The sequence below is a fragment of the Bradyrhizobium sp. 613_E4_N2_2 genome, assembly GCF_052075995.1.
Taxonomy (GTDB): domain Bacteria; phylum Pseudomonadota; class Alphaproteobacteria; order Rhizobiales; family Xanthobacteraceae; genus Bradyrhizobium; species Bradyrhizobium barranii.
On the sequence record NZ_CP197234.1, the window covers coordinates 1,978,635 to 1,994,104 of the forward strand.

19 protein-coding genes are annotated in these 15,470 nt (G+C 64.7%); 10 read left to right on the forward strand and 9 right to left on the reverse strand.

Annotated elements, in window-relative coordinates; all coding sequences use genetic code 11:
- Positions 1-34: 34 nt before the first annotated feature.
- Both AB7290_RS09320 and sseA read left to right on the forward strand, forming a co-directional pair.
- The gene (locus AB7290_RS09320; RefSeq protein ID WP_085405170.1) at positions 35-448 is read left to right on the forward strand and encodes a rhodanese-like domain-containing protein; all 414 of its coding nucleotides are present in this window, start codon (positions 35-37) and stop codon (positions 446-448) included.
- Positions 449-634: 186 nt separating this feature from the next.
- Entirely contained in the window at positions 635-1,489 is an 855-nt protein-coding gene (gene sseA / locus AB7290_RS09325) for a 3-mercaptopyruvate sulfurtransferase (RefSeq protein WP_085405169.1), read from the forward strand.
- A gap of 2 nt (positions 1,490-1,491) precedes the next feature.
- Here sseA and AB7290_RS09330 read toward each other — a convergent pair whose 3' ends face one another.
- Positions 1,492-2,262, reverse strand: coding sequence for a hypothetical protein (locus tag AB7290_RS09330; RefSeq protein ID WP_085405168.1), 771 nt, complete (start codon positions 2,260-2,262; stop codon positions 1,492-1,494).
- A 362-nt stretch (positions 2,263-2,624) separates the two neighbouring features.
- Between AB7290_RS09330 and AB7290_RS09335 the strand changes: the two genes are divergently transcribed.
- Entirely contained in the window at positions 2,625-3,821 is a 1,197-nt protein-coding gene (locus tag AB7290_RS09335) for a L,D-transpeptidase family protein (protein WP_071917197.1), read from the forward strand.
- Positions 3,822-3,878: 57 nt separating this feature from the next.
- Here the strand turns inward: AB7290_RS09335 and AB7290_RS09340 are convergent, their stop codons facing one another.
- Together AB7290_RS09340 and AB7290_RS09345 are read right to left on the reverse strand one after the other, a co-directional pair.
- A complete protein-coding gene (locus AB7290_RS09340) occupies positions 3,879-4,841 on the reverse strand; it encodes a D-2-hydroxyacid dehydrogenase family protein (protein ID WP_085405167.1) in 963 nt (320 codons plus the stop codon).
- 145 nt (positions 4,842-4,986) lie between these two features.
- Positions 4,987-5,202, reverse strand: a complete 216-nt coding sequence (locus AB7290_RS09345) for a hypothetical protein (protein ID WP_085405166.1) — start codon at positions 5,200-5,202, stop codon at positions 4,987-4,989.
- 236 nt (positions 5,203-5,438) lie between these two features.
- Here AB7290_RS09345 and ettA point away from each other — a divergent pair, with 236 nt between their 5' ends.
- Positions 5,439-7,088, forward strand: coding sequence for an energy-dependent translational throttle protein EttA (gene ettA, locus AB7290_RS09350; RefSeq protein ID WP_085405165.1), 1,650 nt, complete (start codon positions 5,439-5,441; stop codon positions 7,086-7,088).
- 7 nt (positions 7,089-7,095) lie between these two features.
- The gene (locus AB7290_RS09355; RefSeq protein ID WP_085405164.1) at positions 7,096-8,322 is read left to right on the forward strand and encodes a lytic murein transglycosylase; all 1,227 of its coding nucleotides are present in this window, start codon (positions 7,096-7,098) and stop codon (positions 8,320-8,322) included.
- Between the two features lie 99 nt (positions 8,323-8,421).
- On the opposite strand, the gene AB7290_RS09360 is transcribed toward AB7290_RS09355, so the two are convergent.
- Both AB7290_RS09360 and AB7290_RS09365 read right to left on the reverse strand, forming a co-directional pair.
- Positions 8,422-8,703, reverse strand: a complete 282-nt coding sequence (locus AB7290_RS09360) for a hypothetical protein (protein WP_071910256.1) — start codon at positions 8,701-8,703, stop codon at positions 8,422-8,424.
- A 211-nt stretch (positions 8,704-8,914) separates the two neighbouring features.
- Positions 8,915-9,241 carry a hypothetical protein gene (locus AB7290_RS09365; RefSeq protein WP_063981473.1) on the reverse strand — a complete coding sequence of 109 codons (327 nt, stop codon included), beginning with the start codon at positions 9,239-9,241 and terminating at the stop codon, positions 8,915-8,917.
- 134 nt (positions 9,242-9,375) lie between these two features.
- On the opposite strand from AB7290_RS09365, the gene AB7290_RS09370 reads away from it, so the two are divergent.
- The 3 genes from AB7290_RS09370 (at position 9,376) to bfr (ending at position 10,726) form a co-directional block, all read left to right on the forward strand.
- Positions 9,376-9,672 (forward strand): hypothetical protein, encoded by a 297-nt coding sequence (locus AB7290_RS09370; RefSeq protein WP_085405318.1) that lies wholly within the window; start codon positions 9,376-9,378, stop codon positions 9,670-9,672.
- A 161-nt stretch (positions 9,673-9,833) separates the two neighbouring features.
- Positions 9,834-10,106, forward strand: coding sequence for a (2Fe-2S)-binding protein (locus tag AB7290_RS09375; protein ID WP_063981474.1), 273 nt, complete (start codon positions 9,834-9,836; stop codon positions 10,104-10,106).
- 131 nt (positions 10,107-10,237) lie between these two features.
- Positions 10,238-10,726 carry a bacterioferritin gene (bfr, locus tag AB7290_RS09380; protein ID WP_014492874.1) on the forward strand — a complete coding sequence of 163 codons (489 nt, stop codon included), beginning with the start codon at positions 10,238-10,240 and terminating at the stop codon, positions 10,724-10,726.
- A gap of 172 nt (positions 10,727-10,898) precedes the next feature.
- Here bfr and AB7290_RS09385 read toward each other — a convergent pair whose 3' ends face one another.
- Positions 10,899-11,501, reverse strand: coding sequence for a pyridoxamine 5'-phosphate oxidase family protein (locus tag AB7290_RS09385; RefSeq protein WP_028156299.1), 603 nt, complete (start codon positions 11,499-11,501; stop codon positions 10,899-10,901).
- Between the two features lie 170 nt (positions 11,502-11,671).
- On the opposite strand from AB7290_RS09385, the gene AB7290_RS09390 reads away from it, so the two are divergent.
- Together AB7290_RS09390 and AB7290_RS09395 are read left to right on the forward strand one after the other, a co-directional pair.
- Entirely contained in the window at positions 11,672-13,096 is a 1,425-nt protein-coding gene (locus tag AB7290_RS09390) for a S8 family peptidase (RefSeq protein ID WP_085405163.1), read from the forward strand.
- A gap of 45 nt (positions 13,097-13,141) precedes the next feature.
- Positions 13,142-13,384 carry a hypothetical protein gene (locus AB7290_RS09395; protein ID WP_085405162.1) on the forward strand — a complete coding sequence of 81 codons (243 nt, stop codon included), beginning with the start codon at positions 13,142-13,144 and terminating at the stop codon, positions 13,382-13,384.
- Positions 13,385-13,389: 5 nt separating this feature from the next.
- Here the strand turns inward: AB7290_RS09395 and AB7290_RS09400 are convergent, their stop codons facing one another.
- The 3 genes from AB7290_RS09400 to AB7290_RS09410 form a co-directional block, all read right to left on the reverse strand.
- Positions 13,390-13,743 carry a hypothetical protein gene (locus AB7290_RS09400; RefSeq protein WP_028152315.1) on the reverse strand — a complete coding sequence of 118 codons (354 nt, stop codon included), beginning with the start codon at positions 13,741-13,743 and terminating at the stop codon, positions 13,390-13,392.
- 197 nt (positions 13,744-13,940) lie between these two features.
- On the reverse strand, positions 13,941-14,282 hold the full coding sequence (locus AB7290_RS09405; protein ID WP_085405161.1) for an MmcQ/YjbR family DNA-binding protein: 342 nt from the start codon (positions 14,280-14,282) through the stop codon (positions 13,941-13,943).
- Between the two features lie 18 nt (positions 14,283-14,300).
- Positions 14,301-15,362: an alpha/beta fold hydrolase gene (locus AB7290_RS09410; RefSeq protein ID WP_085405160.1), complete on the reverse strand. Its 1,062-nt coding sequence runs from the start codon at positions 15,360-15,362 to the stop codon at positions 14,301-14,303.
- Between the last annotated feature and the right edge of the window lie 108 nt (positions 15,363-15,470).

The following is a 15,470-nucleotide window of genomic DNA, read 5'->3' on the forward strand; positions in this document are numbered from 1 at the left end:
CGGCCGCGCAGAGGCCGACAAGAGGGAGAACCACATGCCCCAGACCATCACCCGCGGCATCAAGGCGCTGATCGACGAGGCCAATGCCGAGATCGAGACGCTCAACGCCAAGGAGGCCATCGAGATCTCCAAGAACGGTGACGTCGTCATCGTCGACATCCGCGACCCCCGTGAGATCGAGCGCGACGGTCGCATCCCCGGCGCGTTCGCCTGCACCCGCGGCATGCTCGAATTCTGGATCGATCCGCAGAGCCCCTATGCGAAGCCGATCTTCCAGCAGGACAAGAAATTCGTCTTCCATTGCGCCGGCGGCATGCGCTCCGCGCTCGCGGCGAAGACCGCCAAGGACATGGGCCTGAAGCCCGTCGCCCACATCGCCGGCGGCTATGCCGCCTGGCGCGATGCCGGCGGTCCGGTGGAGCAGTGGGAGCCGAAGAAGAAGGGGTGAGAAGTGCTGCGCTGTCGCGCCAATCTCCGCTGTCATTCCCCGCGAAAGCGGGGAATCCAGTACGCCGCAGCTTCTCGACTCAATCACAACCGCCTCTGGAATACTGGATCGCCCGGTCAAGCCGGGCGATGACAGCGGAGTTTGATGCGCATTGCTTCAACTTCGGAATGACAAGAAAGACCTCGCATGACCGCCACCGACCCCCTCGTCTCCACCGAATGGCTCGCCGCCCACATTGACGACGCCAACGTCAAGATCCTCGACGCCAGCTTCAAGCTGCCGGGCGTGCTGCCGCTGCCGAAGGACGACTATCTCGCCGCGCATCTGCCGGGCGCCGTGTTCTTCGACGTCGACGCGGTGTCGGATCATTCAAACCCGCTGCCGCACATGTATCCGAGCGCCGAGCAGTTCGGCCGTGACGCGGGCAATCTCGGCATCTCCAATGCCGACACCGTCGTGCTCTACGATGCCGGCGGCTGGGTCGCTGCTCCCCGCGCCTGGTGGATGTTCCTGGCCTTCGGCCACAGCAATGTGCGCATCCTCAATGGCGGGCTGAAGAAGTGGCGCGCCGAGGGGCGTCCGGTCGAGAGCGGCGAGGTGAGGCCGAAGCCCGCGACGTTTAGGGCGAGCTACGATTCAAAACGCGTACGCAGCATGCAGCAGCTGATCGCCAACGTCGAAAGCAGCAAGGAGCAGGTGATCGACGCACGCGCCGCCGACCGCTTCGAGGGCCGCGCGCCCGAGCCGCGCGCGGGCATCCGCTCCGGCCACATCCCGGGCGCGCGCAACGTGCCCTACAATCAGCTGTTCGATGCCGCGACCGGCACCATGAAGCCGCTCGACGATCTCCGCGCTGCCTTCGCGAACGCCGGCGTCAAGCTCGATGCGCCGATCGTGACGAGCTGCGGATCGGGCGTGTCCGCCGGCGTGTTGACGCTCGCACTCTATCGCCTCGGCATCACCGACACCGCGCTCTATGACGGCTCGTGGTCGGAATGGGGCCAGGCCGGCGGCCCGCCGGTCGCGACCGGGCCGGCGTAGCCTTACTGGCGCGTGCGCGTGGCCGTTGTCGCCAGCATCTGCTGCTGGCCGAACAGATCATAGCTCTGCCGCAACTGCTGGGGCGGAGGACGCTGCACCATGCGGTGCCGCTTCTTCGCCTTCGCCTGGCGCTTGGCCGCCTTGCTGTCCGGGGCGCTGCTGTCCGTCTTCGCGTCTCCCTTGGCCTTCGCCGGCGCATCCTTCAAGGCCGGCGCCGCCGGATCGTTCAGCGCGGCCACCTTGGCCGGGGCAATGTCGGGCGCCGGGGAGGCAAGGCCCTCACCGGGATCAGCCGGCGCCGGTTCGCTGGCGGTCACGGCAGGCGTGGCCTCGGGGATCGATGCCGTGGTGTCGGCCCGGGTGAGTGTGTCGGCAGGAGCCGGCGCGATGGCTTCCGTCGTGGCCTCGGCCTGCACCGGCTCGGCGACCGGAGGCGCGGCCTCAGGGACCTGCGGCGGCACGTCGGGCTCGGTCGTCAGGGCGGCCACCTGTTCGGGCTCGTTCGCCGGCAAGCCGATGGTCGGCACCCGGTCGCGCAGCGATGGCGTGGGCTCGGCGGCCGCCTCAGGCTCGGCGCGGAGCGCCGCGAGCACCGGCTGGGCCGGCTCGGAAACCTGCGCAAACACCTTCTCCTGTGGGCCGTTCCGCCAGGAGGGGTTGCTGACATACTGCTCGTGGGTGGCCCGCAGCAGCGCGGCGACACCTAGGCCGAACACCAGGATGGAGGTTGACAGCAGGATCGCGGCAAACAGGAAGCGAAAGCCGGGAAGCATCGGACGGGTTACGAATTTCCGCCCCGGCGGGTGGCGGCCGGGACCCAAGAGCCATCTGAACGCGGTGACGGTACTGATTGCCGTTCGCCAGGGACAGAAGCTCAGAGCGGAGGCGAATCAGGCTGATTCGAACATATCGCAACGCCTCCGCGCCGTTCCCTTAAATTCGGGGCCGGAGACTCCGGCAATCTGCGGCCCGATGCGATTTCCGCCCCCTGATGCAACGAGGCAACTGTGTGTGCCTGCATCACAAATCGCTAACTCAGGCACAAATCAGCCTGTAATGTCTTGAATGTGCCGCTATCTTCGGTCATCTGGCCGTTAACGGTCCGGATGGGCTCGGGGACTATACAAGAGCGATGATGATCAAACATTTTCTGACGATATGCGCTGCCGCAACAGTCGCTGCGGCGGGAACCTCGCTCGCACAGGCTCAGAGCTATCCGGTCCAGCAGGCGCCGAGCTATGGCGCTCCGGCCGAATATCGCCCCGGCGACCGCACGCCGAATTTCGACTCGCTGGACGATGAAGACGACGCGATGCCGCAGGCGTCGCTGCCGCCGCCTGGTCCGGCCGACGATCCGCGATACGGCCGCCCGGCTGGCCCTCCGCCGGTCTATTCCGCCGCCCCGCCGCAGGGGCCGGTGATGTCGCCCGATGATCCGCGCTATGGCCGTCCGGCTGGCGCTCCGCCGGTCTATTCGGCGGCGCCGCCGCAGGGCCCCGTGATGTCGCCCGACGATCCCCGCTATGGCCGCCCCGCCGGCCCGCCCGCGGTGATCTATGCCGATCGCCCGGGTCAGGCACCCGGCAGGGACGGCCTGCGTCCGCCGGAGGCCGTCGGTGGTCCCGCCGCGACCGGAACGGTTCAGTCCGGCCAGCCGCCCGTGGGCAACGATGGCCGGCCGATGGCGATCGCTTCGCTGCCGCCCGAGGAGCAGCCCGACGCTGCTCCCGCGCAGTTGTCGCCGAACCTGCGCCGCCAGGAAGTCTCGCTGGCGACCAAGGAGCCGGCTGGAACGCTCATCGTCGATACCCCGAACACCTACCTCTATTACGTGCTCGGAGGCGGCCGTGCGATCCGCTACGGCGTCCGCGTCGGCCGCGACGGCTTCACCTGGACCGGCGTGCAGAAGATCACCCGCAAGGCCGAGTGGCCGGATTGGCATCCGCCAACCGAGATGATCGAGCGTCAGCCCTATCTGCCGCGCTTCATGGCCGGCGGCCCCGGCAATCCGCTCGGCGCACGCGCGATGTATCTCGGCTCGACCGTCTACCGCATCCACGGCACCAACCAGCCTTCGACCATCGGCAAGTTCGTGTCGTCGGGCTGCATCGGCATGCTGAACGAGGACGTCTCCGACCTGTTCGACCGCGTCAAAGTCGGCACCCGCGTGGTGGTGATGCCGGGTGGCCCGCCGCCAGGAACGGCGACCGCCTCCGCTGCGCCGACGTCGGGCGCTGCCGGTCCGGCTCCGATGGCTGCCCAGGCTGGCCCCGTCCCAGGCACCCAGCCGACGGTGGTGCCGCCGCTGCCCGCGCCGGTCACCGTGCGCTAAGCGCTACGAGACAATTCAGATCAGTGAAGGGCGTGCCGTCGGCACGCCCTTTTCGTTTCAGGCCAGCTTGCGCGGCAGCTCGCGACCCCCGGTGAAGGCGTCGATCGCCTCGACCATCTGCCCGTAATGGATGCGCAAGCCGTCCTCGGTGGCGTAGCCGAGATGCGGCGTCAGCACGAGATTGTCGAGCTTGCGGAAGGGATGGTCGACCGGCAGCGGCTCGACCGAGAATACGTCGATGCCGGCGCCCGCGATCTTCCGCTGCTGCAAGGCCTCGAGCAGCGCCTGCTCGTCCACGATCGGACCGCGCGCGGTGTTGACGAGGAAGGCCGTCGGCTTCATCCGCGCGAGATCGGCAGCCCCGACCAGTCCGCGCGAACGATCGCTCAGCACCACATGGATGGTGATGATATCGGCCTTGGCGAACAGCTCCTCCTTGGTGGCGTAGCCGACGCCGGCCGCCGCGCATTTCTCCGGCGTGAGGTTCGGGCTCCAGGCGATCACGTTCATGCCGAATGCTTTCGCGATGCCCGCCATCTTGCTGCCGAGCTTGCCGAGCCCGACGACGCCGAGCGTCAGTCCCTCGATCTCGACACCGGCAAAGCTCTGCCAGGGCTCGCCGGCATGCATGCGCGCGTTCTCGCGGCCGATGCCGCGGGTCAGTTCGAGGATCAGGCCCATGGTCAGCGGCGCGGTCGGATCGCGGGAGTATTGCGTGCCGCCGATGGCAACGCCTTGCGCCTTCGCAGCCTCCATGTCGATCGAGGCGTTGCGCATGCCGGAGGTCAAAAGCAGCTTCAGCTTCGGCAGCGACGCGAACAGGCTCTTGGGGAACGCCGTGCGCTCGCGCATCGCGCAGATGATCTCGAAATCGGCCAGCGCGCTCGCCGCGGCCTGCTCCGAGGCAAAGGGATGGCTGAACACGGTGACGTCGACGCGATCGGACAGTTTTTGCCAGTCGGCGACGTCGAGGGCGAGGTTGAAATAGTCGTCGAGAATTGCACAGCGCAGCCGCGTCATCAGCTTTCATCCATGGCGAGAGGTGACGGCGCCAGGCGGGGAGCGCCATCGTCGGAACCTGGCCATGGTTGCGCGCAATCACGCCTGCGCGCAAGCAGCTGACGTGTTCAAAAATCCGATAGGAGATCCGATAGGGGGGAAGGGTTCAGAGGTCGCGTTGCTTGAGGCGGAACGGCGTATCAATGCCGTGCTTGGCGCGCCAGGCGGGACCGGGACCACGCATGTAGTGCAGCTCGGGGCGGTAAGGGTTGAAAGCGGTAGCGAAGAAACGCTTCCAGAAGCCCTTGATCTCCGTGACGAGTCCGGAAGCGCTACCGGCTCGTGCCGGAACGGCGATGGAATTGGTCTCGATCAGAGCCATGATGTGGCCTCGCTGTTCTCCCCGTCGCTTCTGCCGCGGGTGGCGTCTTTTTCGGCGCCATGACGAGCTTTGGCCCACTTTATTAAAAAATGGTTTCAATTGTCCGGATCGGCGGCCGGATGGTGTCCATCCCGTATTCAACCGTGGTGAACGGAGGGAAAACATTGCCCTTTGGGGGCGGGATCGTTACATCGGCGGCAAGCAAATTTCCTCAAATCGAAGGTTTCACGGGACCGATGGCGCGCCAGTTCATCTATTTCATGCAGGGCCTGACCAAGAGCTACCCGACCCGGAAGGTGCTCGATAACATTCATCTGTCGTTCTACCCGGACGCCAAGATCGGCGTGCTCGGCGTCAACGGCTCGGGCAAGTCGACGCTGCTCAAGATCATGGCTGGCCTCGACAAGGAGTATAACGGCGAGGCCTGGGTCGCCCAGGGCGCCCGCGTCGGCTATCTCGAGCAGGAACCGCATCTCGATCCGGCGCTCTCCGTGCGCGAGAACGTCATGCTGGGTGTCGCCAAGCAGAAGGCCATTCTCGATCGCTACAACGAGCTGGCGATGAACTATTCGGAAGAAACCGCCGACGAGATGACCAAGCTGCAGGACGAGATCGAGGCCCAGGGCCTCTGGGATCTCGACAGCAAGGTCGACCAGGCGATGGACGCGCTGCGCTGTCCGCCCGACGATGCCGATGTGACGAAACTCTCCGGCGGTGAGCGCCGCCGCGTCGCGCTGTGCAAACTGCTGCTCGATCAGCCGGAATTGTTGCTGCTCGACGAACCGACCAACCATCTCGACGCCGAGTCCGTGTCGTGGCTGGAAGGTCATCTGCGCAACTATCCCGGCGCGATCCTGATCGTCACCCACGACCGCTACTTCCTCGACAACGTCACGAGCTGGATTCTCGAGCTCGACCGCGGCAAGGGAATTCCCTACGAGGGCAACTACTCGTCCTGGCTGGTGCAGAAGCAGAAGCGGCTCGAGCAGGAAGGCCGTGAAGACGCTGCGCATCAGAAGACGATCGCCCGCGAGCAGGAATGGGTCGCGTCCTCGCCGAAGGCGCGTCAGGCCAAATCCAAGGCGCGCTACCAGCGCTACGAGGATCTGCTCAAGCAGGCGAGCGAGAAGCAGACCCAGACCGCGCAGATCATCATCCCAGTTGCCGAGCGGCTCGGCGCCAACGTCGTCGATTTCGAAACGCTCAGCAAAGGCTATGGCGATCGCCTGCTGATCGACGATCTTACCTTCAAGCTGCCGCCTGGCGGCATCGTCGGCGTGATCGGCGCCAACGGCGCGGGCAAGACCACGCTGTTCAGGATGATCACCAAGCAGGAAACGCCGGACAAGGGCACCATCACGGTCGGCGAGACCGTGCATCTCGGTTATGTCGACCAGTCGCGCGACGCGCTCGACGGCAACAAGAACGTGTGGGAGGAGATTTCCGGCGGCAACGAGCTGATCCTGCTCGGCAAGAAGGAAGTGAACTCGCGCGGCTATTGCTCGTCGTTCAACTTCAAGGGCGCCGACCAGCAGAAGAAGGTCGGCGCGCTCTCCGGCGGTGAGCGCAACCGCGTGCATCTCGCCAAGATGCTGAAGTCCGGCGCCAACGTGCTGCTGCTCGACGAACCGACCAACGATCTCGACGTCGATACGCTGCGCGCGCTCGAAGAGGCACTGGAAGATTTCGCCGGCTGCGCCGTCATCATCAGCCATGACCGATGGTTCCTCGACCGCATCGCAACCCACATCCTGGCCTTCGAAGGCGAGAGCCACGTCGAATGGTTCGAAGGCAACTTCCAGGACTACGAGAAGGACAAGATGCGCCGTCTCGGCCAGGACAGCATCATTCCGCACCGCGTGAAGTACAAGAAGCTGACGCGGTGATTTCGGCATGATGCGGCGGGCGCTCATAGCTGCGGTGATCGCTATCATCTGCGGCCTGTCGCCCGCCCGCGCCGCCGATGCCGCCTTCACGCAGTTCATCGCCTCGCTCTGGCCGGAGGCGCAGGCCGCCGGCGTGTCGCGCGCGACATTCGATGAGCAGACGCGCGGGCTCGAGCCTGATTACAAGCTGCCCGATTTGATCCTGCCCGGACGGCCCGCGACCGGCGCACCGTCGCAGGCCGAGTTCGTGCAGGTGCCGGCCGACTACGTCAAGGAAGCCTCGATCGCGCGGCTTGCGGGCGAGGGGCAGCGGCTGCTGCAAAAATATCGTCCGGCGCTGAGCGAGATCGAGAAGAAATCCGGCGTGCCGGCCACCATCATGCTCGCGATCTGGGGCCGCGAGACCGATTACGGCCGCTACACGCTGCCTTACGATCTCGTGCGCGTGCTGGCGACGCAGGCCTATGTCGGGCGACGCAAGGACACCTATCGGAACGAGTTCATCCTGTCGCTGAAGATCCTCGGCGAGGGCGTGGTGACGCGCAAGGACATGCGCTCGTCCTGGGCGGGTGCCACCGGGCTCACGCAATTCCTGCCGTCCGAATATTACAAGCACGGTGTCGACTTCGACGGCGACGGCCGCATCGACATCTGGCATTCGGTGCCGGATGCGCTGGCCTCGGCCGCGCAGCAGCTCGTCAACAAGGGCTGGCAGAGCGGCGTGCGCTGGGCTTACGAGGTGCAGGCGCCGGCCAAGGTCGATTGCACCAGCGGCGTGCCCGAGGTGACGAAGCCGATCGGCCAGTGGCTGCGCGAAGGTTTTGTGCCGGTGCGTGGCGAGAAGCTGAGCGCTGCCGAGCAGGCGCAGCCGGCCTCGCTGCTGCAGCCGGAAGGCATTTACGGCCCATCGTTCCTGACGACGAAGAACTACTTCGTCATCAAGGAGTACAATTTCTCCGACCTCTACGTGCTGTTCGTCGGCCATCTCGGCGACCGCATGACGAGCCCGCTGCCGTTCGCGACACAATGGGTGGCCTCCAAGCAGTTGCGCACCAAGGACGTCGAGACCATGCAGCGCGGGCTCACGCGCGTTGGGCTCTACAAGGACAAGATCGACGGCAAGGCCGGGATGCAGACGCGCGCGGCGCTCGGCGCCTACCAGAAGTCGGCAGGCCTCAAGGTCGATTGCTGGCCGAGCGAAGAGGTGCTGCGCTCGATCCAGGCGGCGCGGTAGCGGCCTTAACTCTTCGCCAAAGAAAAAGCCCGGCCGAGGTGCTCGGCCGGGCTTCGATCGCGGCGCGGATGCGCCATGCGATCGGATCTTGCGATCAGATCAGTAGCAAACGCGAACCGGGCGGACGACCCAGCCGTAACCGTCCCAATAGCGCTGGCGCTGCCAGTAGCAGGGCGCGGGCGGCGGGGGCTCGGCAATGTAGACCGGTCCGCCATAGGCGGGACGGCTCGACGCGATGGCGCCGCCGACGATGGCGCCACCGATCAGGCCGGCTGCGATGCCGGCGCCGACGCCGTCATGGGCCTTCGCGGACGGAGTGGCGGTCACCAGCGAACCGGCGATCGTCGCAACCGTGAGGGCGGCAACAAAAGTCTTCTTCATGCTCTTGGCTCTCCTGGGAGATGGACGTCCCTTGTTAGGAGCGCCCGGGTTTCAAAGGTTCACGCACACTCTGATGAAATCGACCGTGCAGCTAGGAAGCGCGCAATTGGTCAATCCACGGTAAACGCGCACGGAGCTGTGACGAGAAAAAGCGGTCTTTTTCAGGCCCGGAGATGAACGGCGCGTCCGTAGTGAACCGGTTCAGCGCGCCTCAGCCACAGACTCTGACGCGGCGGGTGCGCCAGGCGTAGCCATCCCAGAAGCGCTGCCTCTGCCAGACGCAGCCGTCACCGTAGTAGTCGTCCGCGACATAGCCGGGACCCGGCGCGTAGTAGCGGGGCGGGTAGTAGCCGGGGCCATAGGAGTAGCCCGGACCGGGTCCGTAATAATACGGAGAAGCCAGCGCGCCGCCGACAATGGCGCCACCGATGATCCCGGCGGCCACGCCGGCGGCGACACCACGCTGAGCGTGGGCCGGTGTCCCGGCCGTGAGGGCCAGGGTGGCGACGGCGGCGACCGTCAGTAAGAACTTCTTCATTGGCGTGACCTTTCGCACAAACAGGCGGGAACTCTTTGGGGGTAAAGTTCCATACTTCGTTTGAATGATCAATGAACGGCACCTTCGCCGAGGACGACCAATTAATGGATCGCAGGTCCGCGAGGGAGACGACGATGGGCAACGCGATGATGAATACTTTGATCGCTGCCGGGGTCATTTTCGCGATTGGCTATGGCTGGTTCGCCCATCTCCAGAACCGCGGCCGGCGCTCGCGCGCGGGTGCTGGTAGTGACGGAGGGAGTAGCGGCGACGGCTATTCAGCGGCCAGCGACGGCTTCTCGCTGGGGAGCTGGTTTTCCAGCGACAGCTCGGGGAGCTCGAGCGACAGCTGTTCCAGCAGCGATAGCGGTAGCAGTGGCGGGGATTGCGGAGGTGGCGGCGATGGTGGTGGAGGCGGTGGCGGTGACTAGGTCCGCCAAGATCTTGATCCAGTGCAACTCCCTATTTTAGAGCCGTTCTAGGCTGTTTCCGGGCTAGTTTGGAATAGCTTCAAATACCGGTTTTTCCCTTTGCATCCGGACGGCCCCTTAAATATCGATGATGACGCATCACCGAAGGGCCTGCCGCTTCCATGATCGTTTGTTCCTGTAACGTGCTGAGCGATGACGACATCCGCGCCGCGGTCGCCGAGTCCGACGACGCCGTACGTCATGCCAAGCAGGTCTATGGATGCCTCGGCTGTAGCGCCGAATGCGGCCGCTGCGCCCGTACCATCAAGACCATCATCGACGAAACTCTTGGCCCCTGCGCCAAGTCCTGCTGCTCGGGCTGCCCGCACAGCCACACCGTGGCCGCCAATGACGAGACGGCGGAACTCCCCCGGTTCGCCCTCGCGGCCTGCTGAAAACTTCCGCAATTTCGGCTGAGCTTTTCCCCGGCTGCGTCCCCGTGGCCGGTTGCTCTCGTCCTTAAACTGATTTAGAAGCGTTCTAAAGTCGGTTAGGGCCGATTTGGACGCAAGATTTGGAGTGCATCATGCAGGGCGACGCAAAAGTCATCGACTATCTCAACAAGGCGCTGCGCCACGAGCTGACTGCAATCAACCAATACTGGCTGCACTACCGCTTCCTCGACAATTGGGGCCTGCGGGACATGGCCAAGGTCTGGCGCAAGGAGTCCATCGAGGAGATGGAGCACGCCGACAAGCTCACCGAGCGGATTCTGTTCTTCGACGGCTTCCCGAACATGCAGGTGCTCGACCCCCTGCGCATCGGCCAGAACGTCAAGGAGATCATCGAGTGCGATCTCGCCGCCGAGATGAGCGCGCGGGCGCTCTACCAGGAGGCCGCCGGCTATTGCAACGGCGCCAAGGACTACGTCACCCGTGACCTGTTCGAGAAGCTGATGAGCGACGAGGAACACCATATCGATTTCCTCGAAACCCAGCTCGACCTGATCGGCCGCATCGGCCTCGAACTCTACACGCAGAAGCACGTCGGCGGGCTCGAGGGCGAGGGCCACTAAGCTCCGGCACCGGCTCTCTCCTTCGTCATGGCCGGGCTTGTCCCGGCCATCCACGTTTGGCCGCGCGACGAAGACGTGGATGCCCGGGCCTTCGCCTCGCCGAAGCGACTTCGGCCGCGCAGGCGGGTCTAGCCCGGGCATGACGGTTCTTTCGAGCGGCGAACGCTCTCACCTACAACTGCGTCTTGTAGCGCTCTTCCACGATCTCCTGGCTCTCCGGCTCCCCCAGGCCCGTCTGGTCGTGAATGACCTGGCCGATGCTGGGCATCACCGAGCGCTGCACCTTCTCCGGTGACCACAGCTTCGAGCGCATCAGCGCCTTGCCGCAGTGGAAATAGACTTCGCTGACCGCGACGTTCAGGACCGCGCGCGGCGGCTTGCCGAATTCCACCATCGATGCGAGCAGGTCCGGATCGGCCGAGAGCGTGCCGCGTCCGCCGACACGCAGCGTCTCGTCGATGCCGGGGACGAAGAACAGCAGATGCACGAAGCCCGAGCCTTCGACGACGTTGCGAAAACTGTCGATCCGGTTGTTGCCGGCACGGTCAGGCATCAGCACCTGGTTGGGGCCGGCGACATGGACGAAGCCAACCCCTCCGCCGCGCGGCGATGCATCGACGCTGCCGTCGACGCCTGACGTAGCGAGCACGCAGAACGGCGACATCTCGATGAATTTCTTCGCATGCGCATCGATCGCGGGACGCGCCTTTGCGATCACGCGCGGGCTCGGCTTGGCATAGATGGTGGCGAGGTCTTCGGCGCAGAGATCGGTCACGAAGGTCTCCCTGATTGAGGGGCACAGGATAGCATTCTCCGGCTCGACCGCTATCCCCGAAATAGCAGGTGCGGCCCGGTGTAGCCACGGCATGACGCAGGTGGCGTAGACCAGAAATTTCGCTTATAACGGGTGTCGTACTTTGTTGCTTTTCAAGCGAGGAATTCGTCATGGCCCCAACGCAGGCAATGCGGGTCGCGGGCGATCGGCCACGCCGTCGCAAGCATGTCCCGGGACAATTGATCGTTCGGTTGAAGCCGGCCGCTGCCCGGCAGATCGCGGCAGCCTCGCTTCAGGCGACAACGTCACGCGCGCTGATGGCTGCGATGCCCGATGACGTCAGAGGTCCGATCGATTTCCTGCGCGACAATTTCGGGCTTCAGTCGATGAAGCCGCTGTTCGTGGTCGGCGACGATGAGGCGCCCGCGCAGCCCCAGGCGATGGCTTTGGCCGCGGTCCATCGCTCGATAGCACGCTCCGCAACGGCGCCGCCGCGGGAGGCTCTGGCCGGATTTCAGATCGTGCAGTTGAAGGACGGGAAGGTCGATGCAGGCATCCTGAAGCGCCTGCGCGCCTCCAGGGCGGTGGATCTGGTCGAACCCGTTCCCAACCGGTGGCTCAGTGCCGCCGCCGATCCCATGAAGATCCGGCAGTGGGGCCTTCGCGCCATCAGATGGTTCGATCGACCGCGGCCAGGTGCGGGGCGGGTTCATGTCGCTGTGCTCGATAGCGGCGTCGACGCCGGACATCCCGATCTCGTGGACGCGATCGAGGACTACAGGCACGACGGCAACGGACCGCGTGATTTTCTCGGTCATGGCACCCATGTCAGCGGCACGATCGCGGCCGTGGTCAATAACTCGGTCGGTATCGCAGGCCTGGCCAATTGCCGGTTGCACTGCTGGAAGGTGTTCGACGATCCCAAGCGCGCATGCGACGACGAGAATTTCAACTTCGATTTCTACAGCAAGGCGCTTGCGGCCGCGCTCGATTCCAACATCAAGGTCATCAACCTCAGCATTGGCGGCGAGGACCATTCAAAGACGGAAGCGACGGCCTTCGCCGAACTGATCGAGGCCGGTGTCATCATCTCCACCGCGATGGGGAACGAGTTCGAGGACGGCAATCCGAAGGAATACCCGGCGGGCTACCCGGACACGATCGGAGTCGGCGCCGTCGACGAGTCCCATCGGCGCGCCTCGTTCTCCAATTCGGGGAAGCATATCAAGCTGGTGGCGCCGGGCGTCAACATCCTGTCGACGGTGCCCCGGGTGAAGGCAAGCTTCGCCGACCATACCAGCTACGATTCCTGGCCCGGGACATCGATGGCAACACCGCATGTGACGGGCGCCGCCGCGCTCGTCTACATCAACAAGCCGAAATCCAGGGCGTCCGGGCTTGCGGTCGCCAGGCGCCTGATCGCGACAGCGATCAAATTGCCGGCGATGCGAGGCAAGGATTTTACGCCGGAATACGGCGCCGGCCTGCTGGATGTTGCCGCTGCACTCGGCCGCGCGAAAGCGGCCAAGAAATCGGGCAGGAAAACTGCCAAGAAAACTGCAAAGGCGAAGCCGGCGCGAAAGAGGCAAAAATAGATTCTGCGACCTTGAATGGGTGCGGCGAACGGCTAGCTTCTGAGCATGTCCGTGCAATTCAAATTCCACGACCATGTCGATCAGCGCCGGCGGCGCAAGATCATCAAGACCCTAGGCGATGCCGGCTACGCCGCCGAGAGCCTGTTTCCGGGACAGAAGCGGCAAAACCTGGCCGCGATCTTCACCGTCGCCGAGGCCGACGCCAAATCCGTTCGTGCCGCGCTCGACGATTTCGGCGATGACATCGAATATGTCGAGGCCTCGCCCAGGCGAGACCTCAAGGCCTGAGCGGCCTACACCGCATCGGCCGGCACGAAGCAACTGATGATGATCGCGCCGCGATGGTGGACGTACCACACCACGGCCTGGCCGACCGGATTGCCGCGATCGCGGATGATGGCGCGCTCGGGCACCTCCATCCACTGTCCCTCGATCGGTACCCAATAGGTGCCGCCTCGCACATCGTAGTCGGTGCGATGGCCGTCGGAGATGTCGCAGCAGGGCACGCCGTTCGGCGCGATCACGCTCTTGAACCAGGCGCGGATGTCGGGCGGCACGTGGTCGTATTGGCCGTTGTCGAACGCGAACGCGGCGCTCGTCTGCGCCATCGTCGCGGCCAACCAAACGCACAGCGCGAGCCTGTGCATGCGAACTCCTCCCTGCGTCGCGCGCCGACTGCGCGCGATCGCGTCGCGTTCGATTCGTATCGTTGATGCGATTAAGCCCGAGCTGTCAGCGCAATGCATGCTCAAATAATATGCGGCGCGAGAGGCGCCGCATATGATGCGTTGCGGTATGGGCGGCCAGCCAGGCGCACAGTGCGAACCTGCACGTACGGTCCTTCCTATCGCGTCTCAAGCGATGCAAGCAGCGACTTAGGCGCGACATTGCGCCATGCCATCTCGAGTGCGCTCCGCAACGTGACCTGATCGATCTTCGCCAGCTTCACATTCGTGCTGCCGCTCCTGCCCCAGGCGCCGGGGACCGGACGAAACATCTCCGGTTCCGCGTCGATAAGCACGGCCTGCTGGTCGGGAGTGAGCTTCACCATGCCCCATTTTTCATCGGGATAGCCCAGCGTCGCGAACACGCGCTTGCCGACACGAAAGTCGGCATGGCCGTGATGTGCGCCCTCGATGACGCCGGGAAGCGCCAGCGCAGCCTTGCGAAAGCGAGCGTTCGACATGCGGTCTTGCTGCTCGGCTCACATCGTCCGCTGCGGCGCGGTTTGCAGCAATTGCCTGACCTGCTCGACGTAGAATTTCGCGTTGCCGGTGGTGCCGTGGCCGCGCGTCTCGGTGCTCGCGGGGATCAGATACAGCTTGCCGTTCTTGACCCGCTTCATTGCCGCGTCCGTGATCCCGGTCTCCGGTGGGTTGCGCTCGTCGTCGGCGGAGTTGATCAGCAGCAGCGTCGCCTCGATCTGCTCGAGCTTGTCGCCGGCATTGTAGTCTTGCGAGGAGCCCCACTGGTAGAGGAAGTCGTTGGCATCCGCCGTGATCAGTGTCGCCAGCCGTTCGTCGACGATCTTGTCGGCCTTGGCCGCGGTCGGCGCCTGCTGCTGATAGGCCAGAGTGCCGCCGATGCTGGCGATGCCGTAGGCGGTGATGGCGTATTTCATCATGCGCGGCTGGCTGGTGTAGTTGCCGCCGTTGTAGTCGGGATCGTTGCTGATGGTGTCGAGCATAATCCGCCGCATCATCCAGTTGCGTGAGGCCATCTCGGTCGGCTGCGAGGCCATCGGCACCAGCGCGTCCATCTCCTGCGGATATTTCTCGCCCCACAGCCAGGTCTGCATGCCGCCCATCGAATTGCCGATCACGAGCCGCAGATGTTTGACGCCGAGGCCTTCCTTCACGAGGCGATGCTGCGCCTCGACCATGTCGTCGTAATTGTATTTCGGGAAGCTCGTCTTCATGCCGTCGGACGGTTTTGACGATTTGCCGTGGCCGATCGCGTCGGGGATGATGATGTAATATTTGGACGCATCGAGCGGCTGTCCCGCACCGAACAGCTCGCCGGCGAAGGCGGGCGACAGCATGCTCGCGCCCGAGCCGCCGGTGCCGTGCAGCACCAGCACGGGCTGGCCAGAGGGCTCGCCGACAGTGGTGTAGTGCAGCTTCAATTCCGGCATGGTCTCGCCGGTGTGCAACTTGAAGTCCTTGGCGATCCAGTCGCCTTGCTTCGGCGCTGGATAATCGGCGGCCATAACCGGCGTTGCGATGGACAGCAGGATGGCCGCTAGCGCCGCGCAAGACGTTTTCATGTTTCTCTCCCCATGCGGCTCATGGTCGGCCGCGTTGGACGCGATCTTATCAGCTGGTCACGGAGGATCGAGACCGGACCCATCATCGCCCCCCGAAAAACATTCCCC

What these genes read in the sequence shown, in the direction of transcription:
- AB7290_RS09370 (WP_085405318.1), top strand. Translation starts at nt 9,376, where the DNA reads ATGGGCAACGCGATGATGAATACTTTGATCGCTGCCGGGGTCATTTTC.
- AB7290_RS09375 (WP_063981474.1), top strand. Translation starts at nt 9,834, where the DNA reads ATGATCGTTTGTTCCTGTAACGTGCTGAGCGATGACGACATCCGCGCC.
- AB7290_RS09410 (WP_085405160.1), bottom strand. Translation starts at nt 15,362, where the DNA reads ATGAAAACGTCTTGCGCGGCGCTAGCGGCCATCCTGCTGTCCATCGCA.
- AB7290_RS09335 (WP_071917197.1), top strand. Translation starts at nt 2,625, where the DNA reads ATGATCAAACATTTTCTGACGATATGCGCTGCCGCAACAGTCGCTGCG.
- AB7290_RS09365 (WP_063981473.1), bottom strand. Translation starts at nt 9,241, where the DNA reads ATGAAGAAGTTCTTACTGACGGTCGCCGCCGTCGCCACCCTGGCCCTC.
- AB7290_RS09400 (WP_028152315.1), bottom strand. Translation starts at nt 13,743, where the DNA reads ATGCACAGGCTCGCGCTGTGCGTTTGGTTGGCCGCGACGATGGCGCAG.
- sseA (WP_085405169.1), top strand. Translation starts at nt 635, where the DNA reads ATGACCGCCACCGACCCCCTCGTCTCCACCGAATGGCTCGCCGCCCAC.
- AB7290_RS09360 (WP_071910256.1), bottom strand. Translation starts at nt 8,703, where the DNA reads ATGAAGAAGACTTTTGTTGCCGCCCTCACGGTTGCGACGATCGCCGGT.
- bfr (WP_014492874.1), top strand. Translation starts at nt 10,238, where the DNA reads ATGCAGGGCGACGCAAAAGTCATCGACTATCTCAACAAGGCGCTGCGC.
- AB7290_RS09405 (WP_085405161.1), bottom strand. Translation starts at nt 14,282, where the DNA reads ATGTCGAACGCTCGCTTTCGCAAGGCTGCGCTGGCGCTTCCCGGCGTC.
- AB7290_RS09320 (WP_085405170.1), top strand. Translation starts at nt 35, where the DNA reads ATGCCCCAGACCATCACCCGCGGCATCAAGGCGCTGATCGACGAGGCC.
- AB7290_RS09395 (WP_085405162.1), top strand. Translation starts at nt 13,142, where the DNA reads ATGTCCGTGCAATTCAAATTCCACGACCATGTCGATCAGCGCCGGCGG.
- AB7290_RS09330 (WP_085405168.1), bottom strand. Translation starts at nt 2,262, where the DNA reads ATGCTTCCCGGCTTTCGCTTCCTGTTTGCCGCGATCCTGCTGTCAACC.
- AB7290_RS09390 (WP_085405163.1), top strand. Translation starts at nt 11,672, where the DNA reads ATGGCCCCAACGCAGGCAATGCGGGTCGCGGGCGATCGGCCACGCCGT.
- ettA (WP_085405165.1), top strand. Translation starts at nt 5,439, where the DNA reads ATGGCGCGCCAGTTCATCTATTTCATGCAGGGCCTGACCAAGAGCTAC.
- AB7290_RS09340 (WP_085405167.1), bottom strand. Translation starts at nt 4,841, where the DNA reads ATGACGCGGCTGCGCTGTGCAATTCTCGACGACTATTTCAACCTCGCC.
- AB7290_RS09355 (WP_085405164.1), top strand. Translation starts at nt 7,096, where the DNA reads ATGATGCGGCGGGCGCTCATAGCTGCGGTGATCGCTATCATCTGCGGC.
- AB7290_RS09345 (WP_085405166.1), bottom strand. Translation starts at nt 5,202, where the DNA reads ATGGCTCTGATCGAGACCAATTCCATCGCCGTTCCGGCACGAGCCGGT.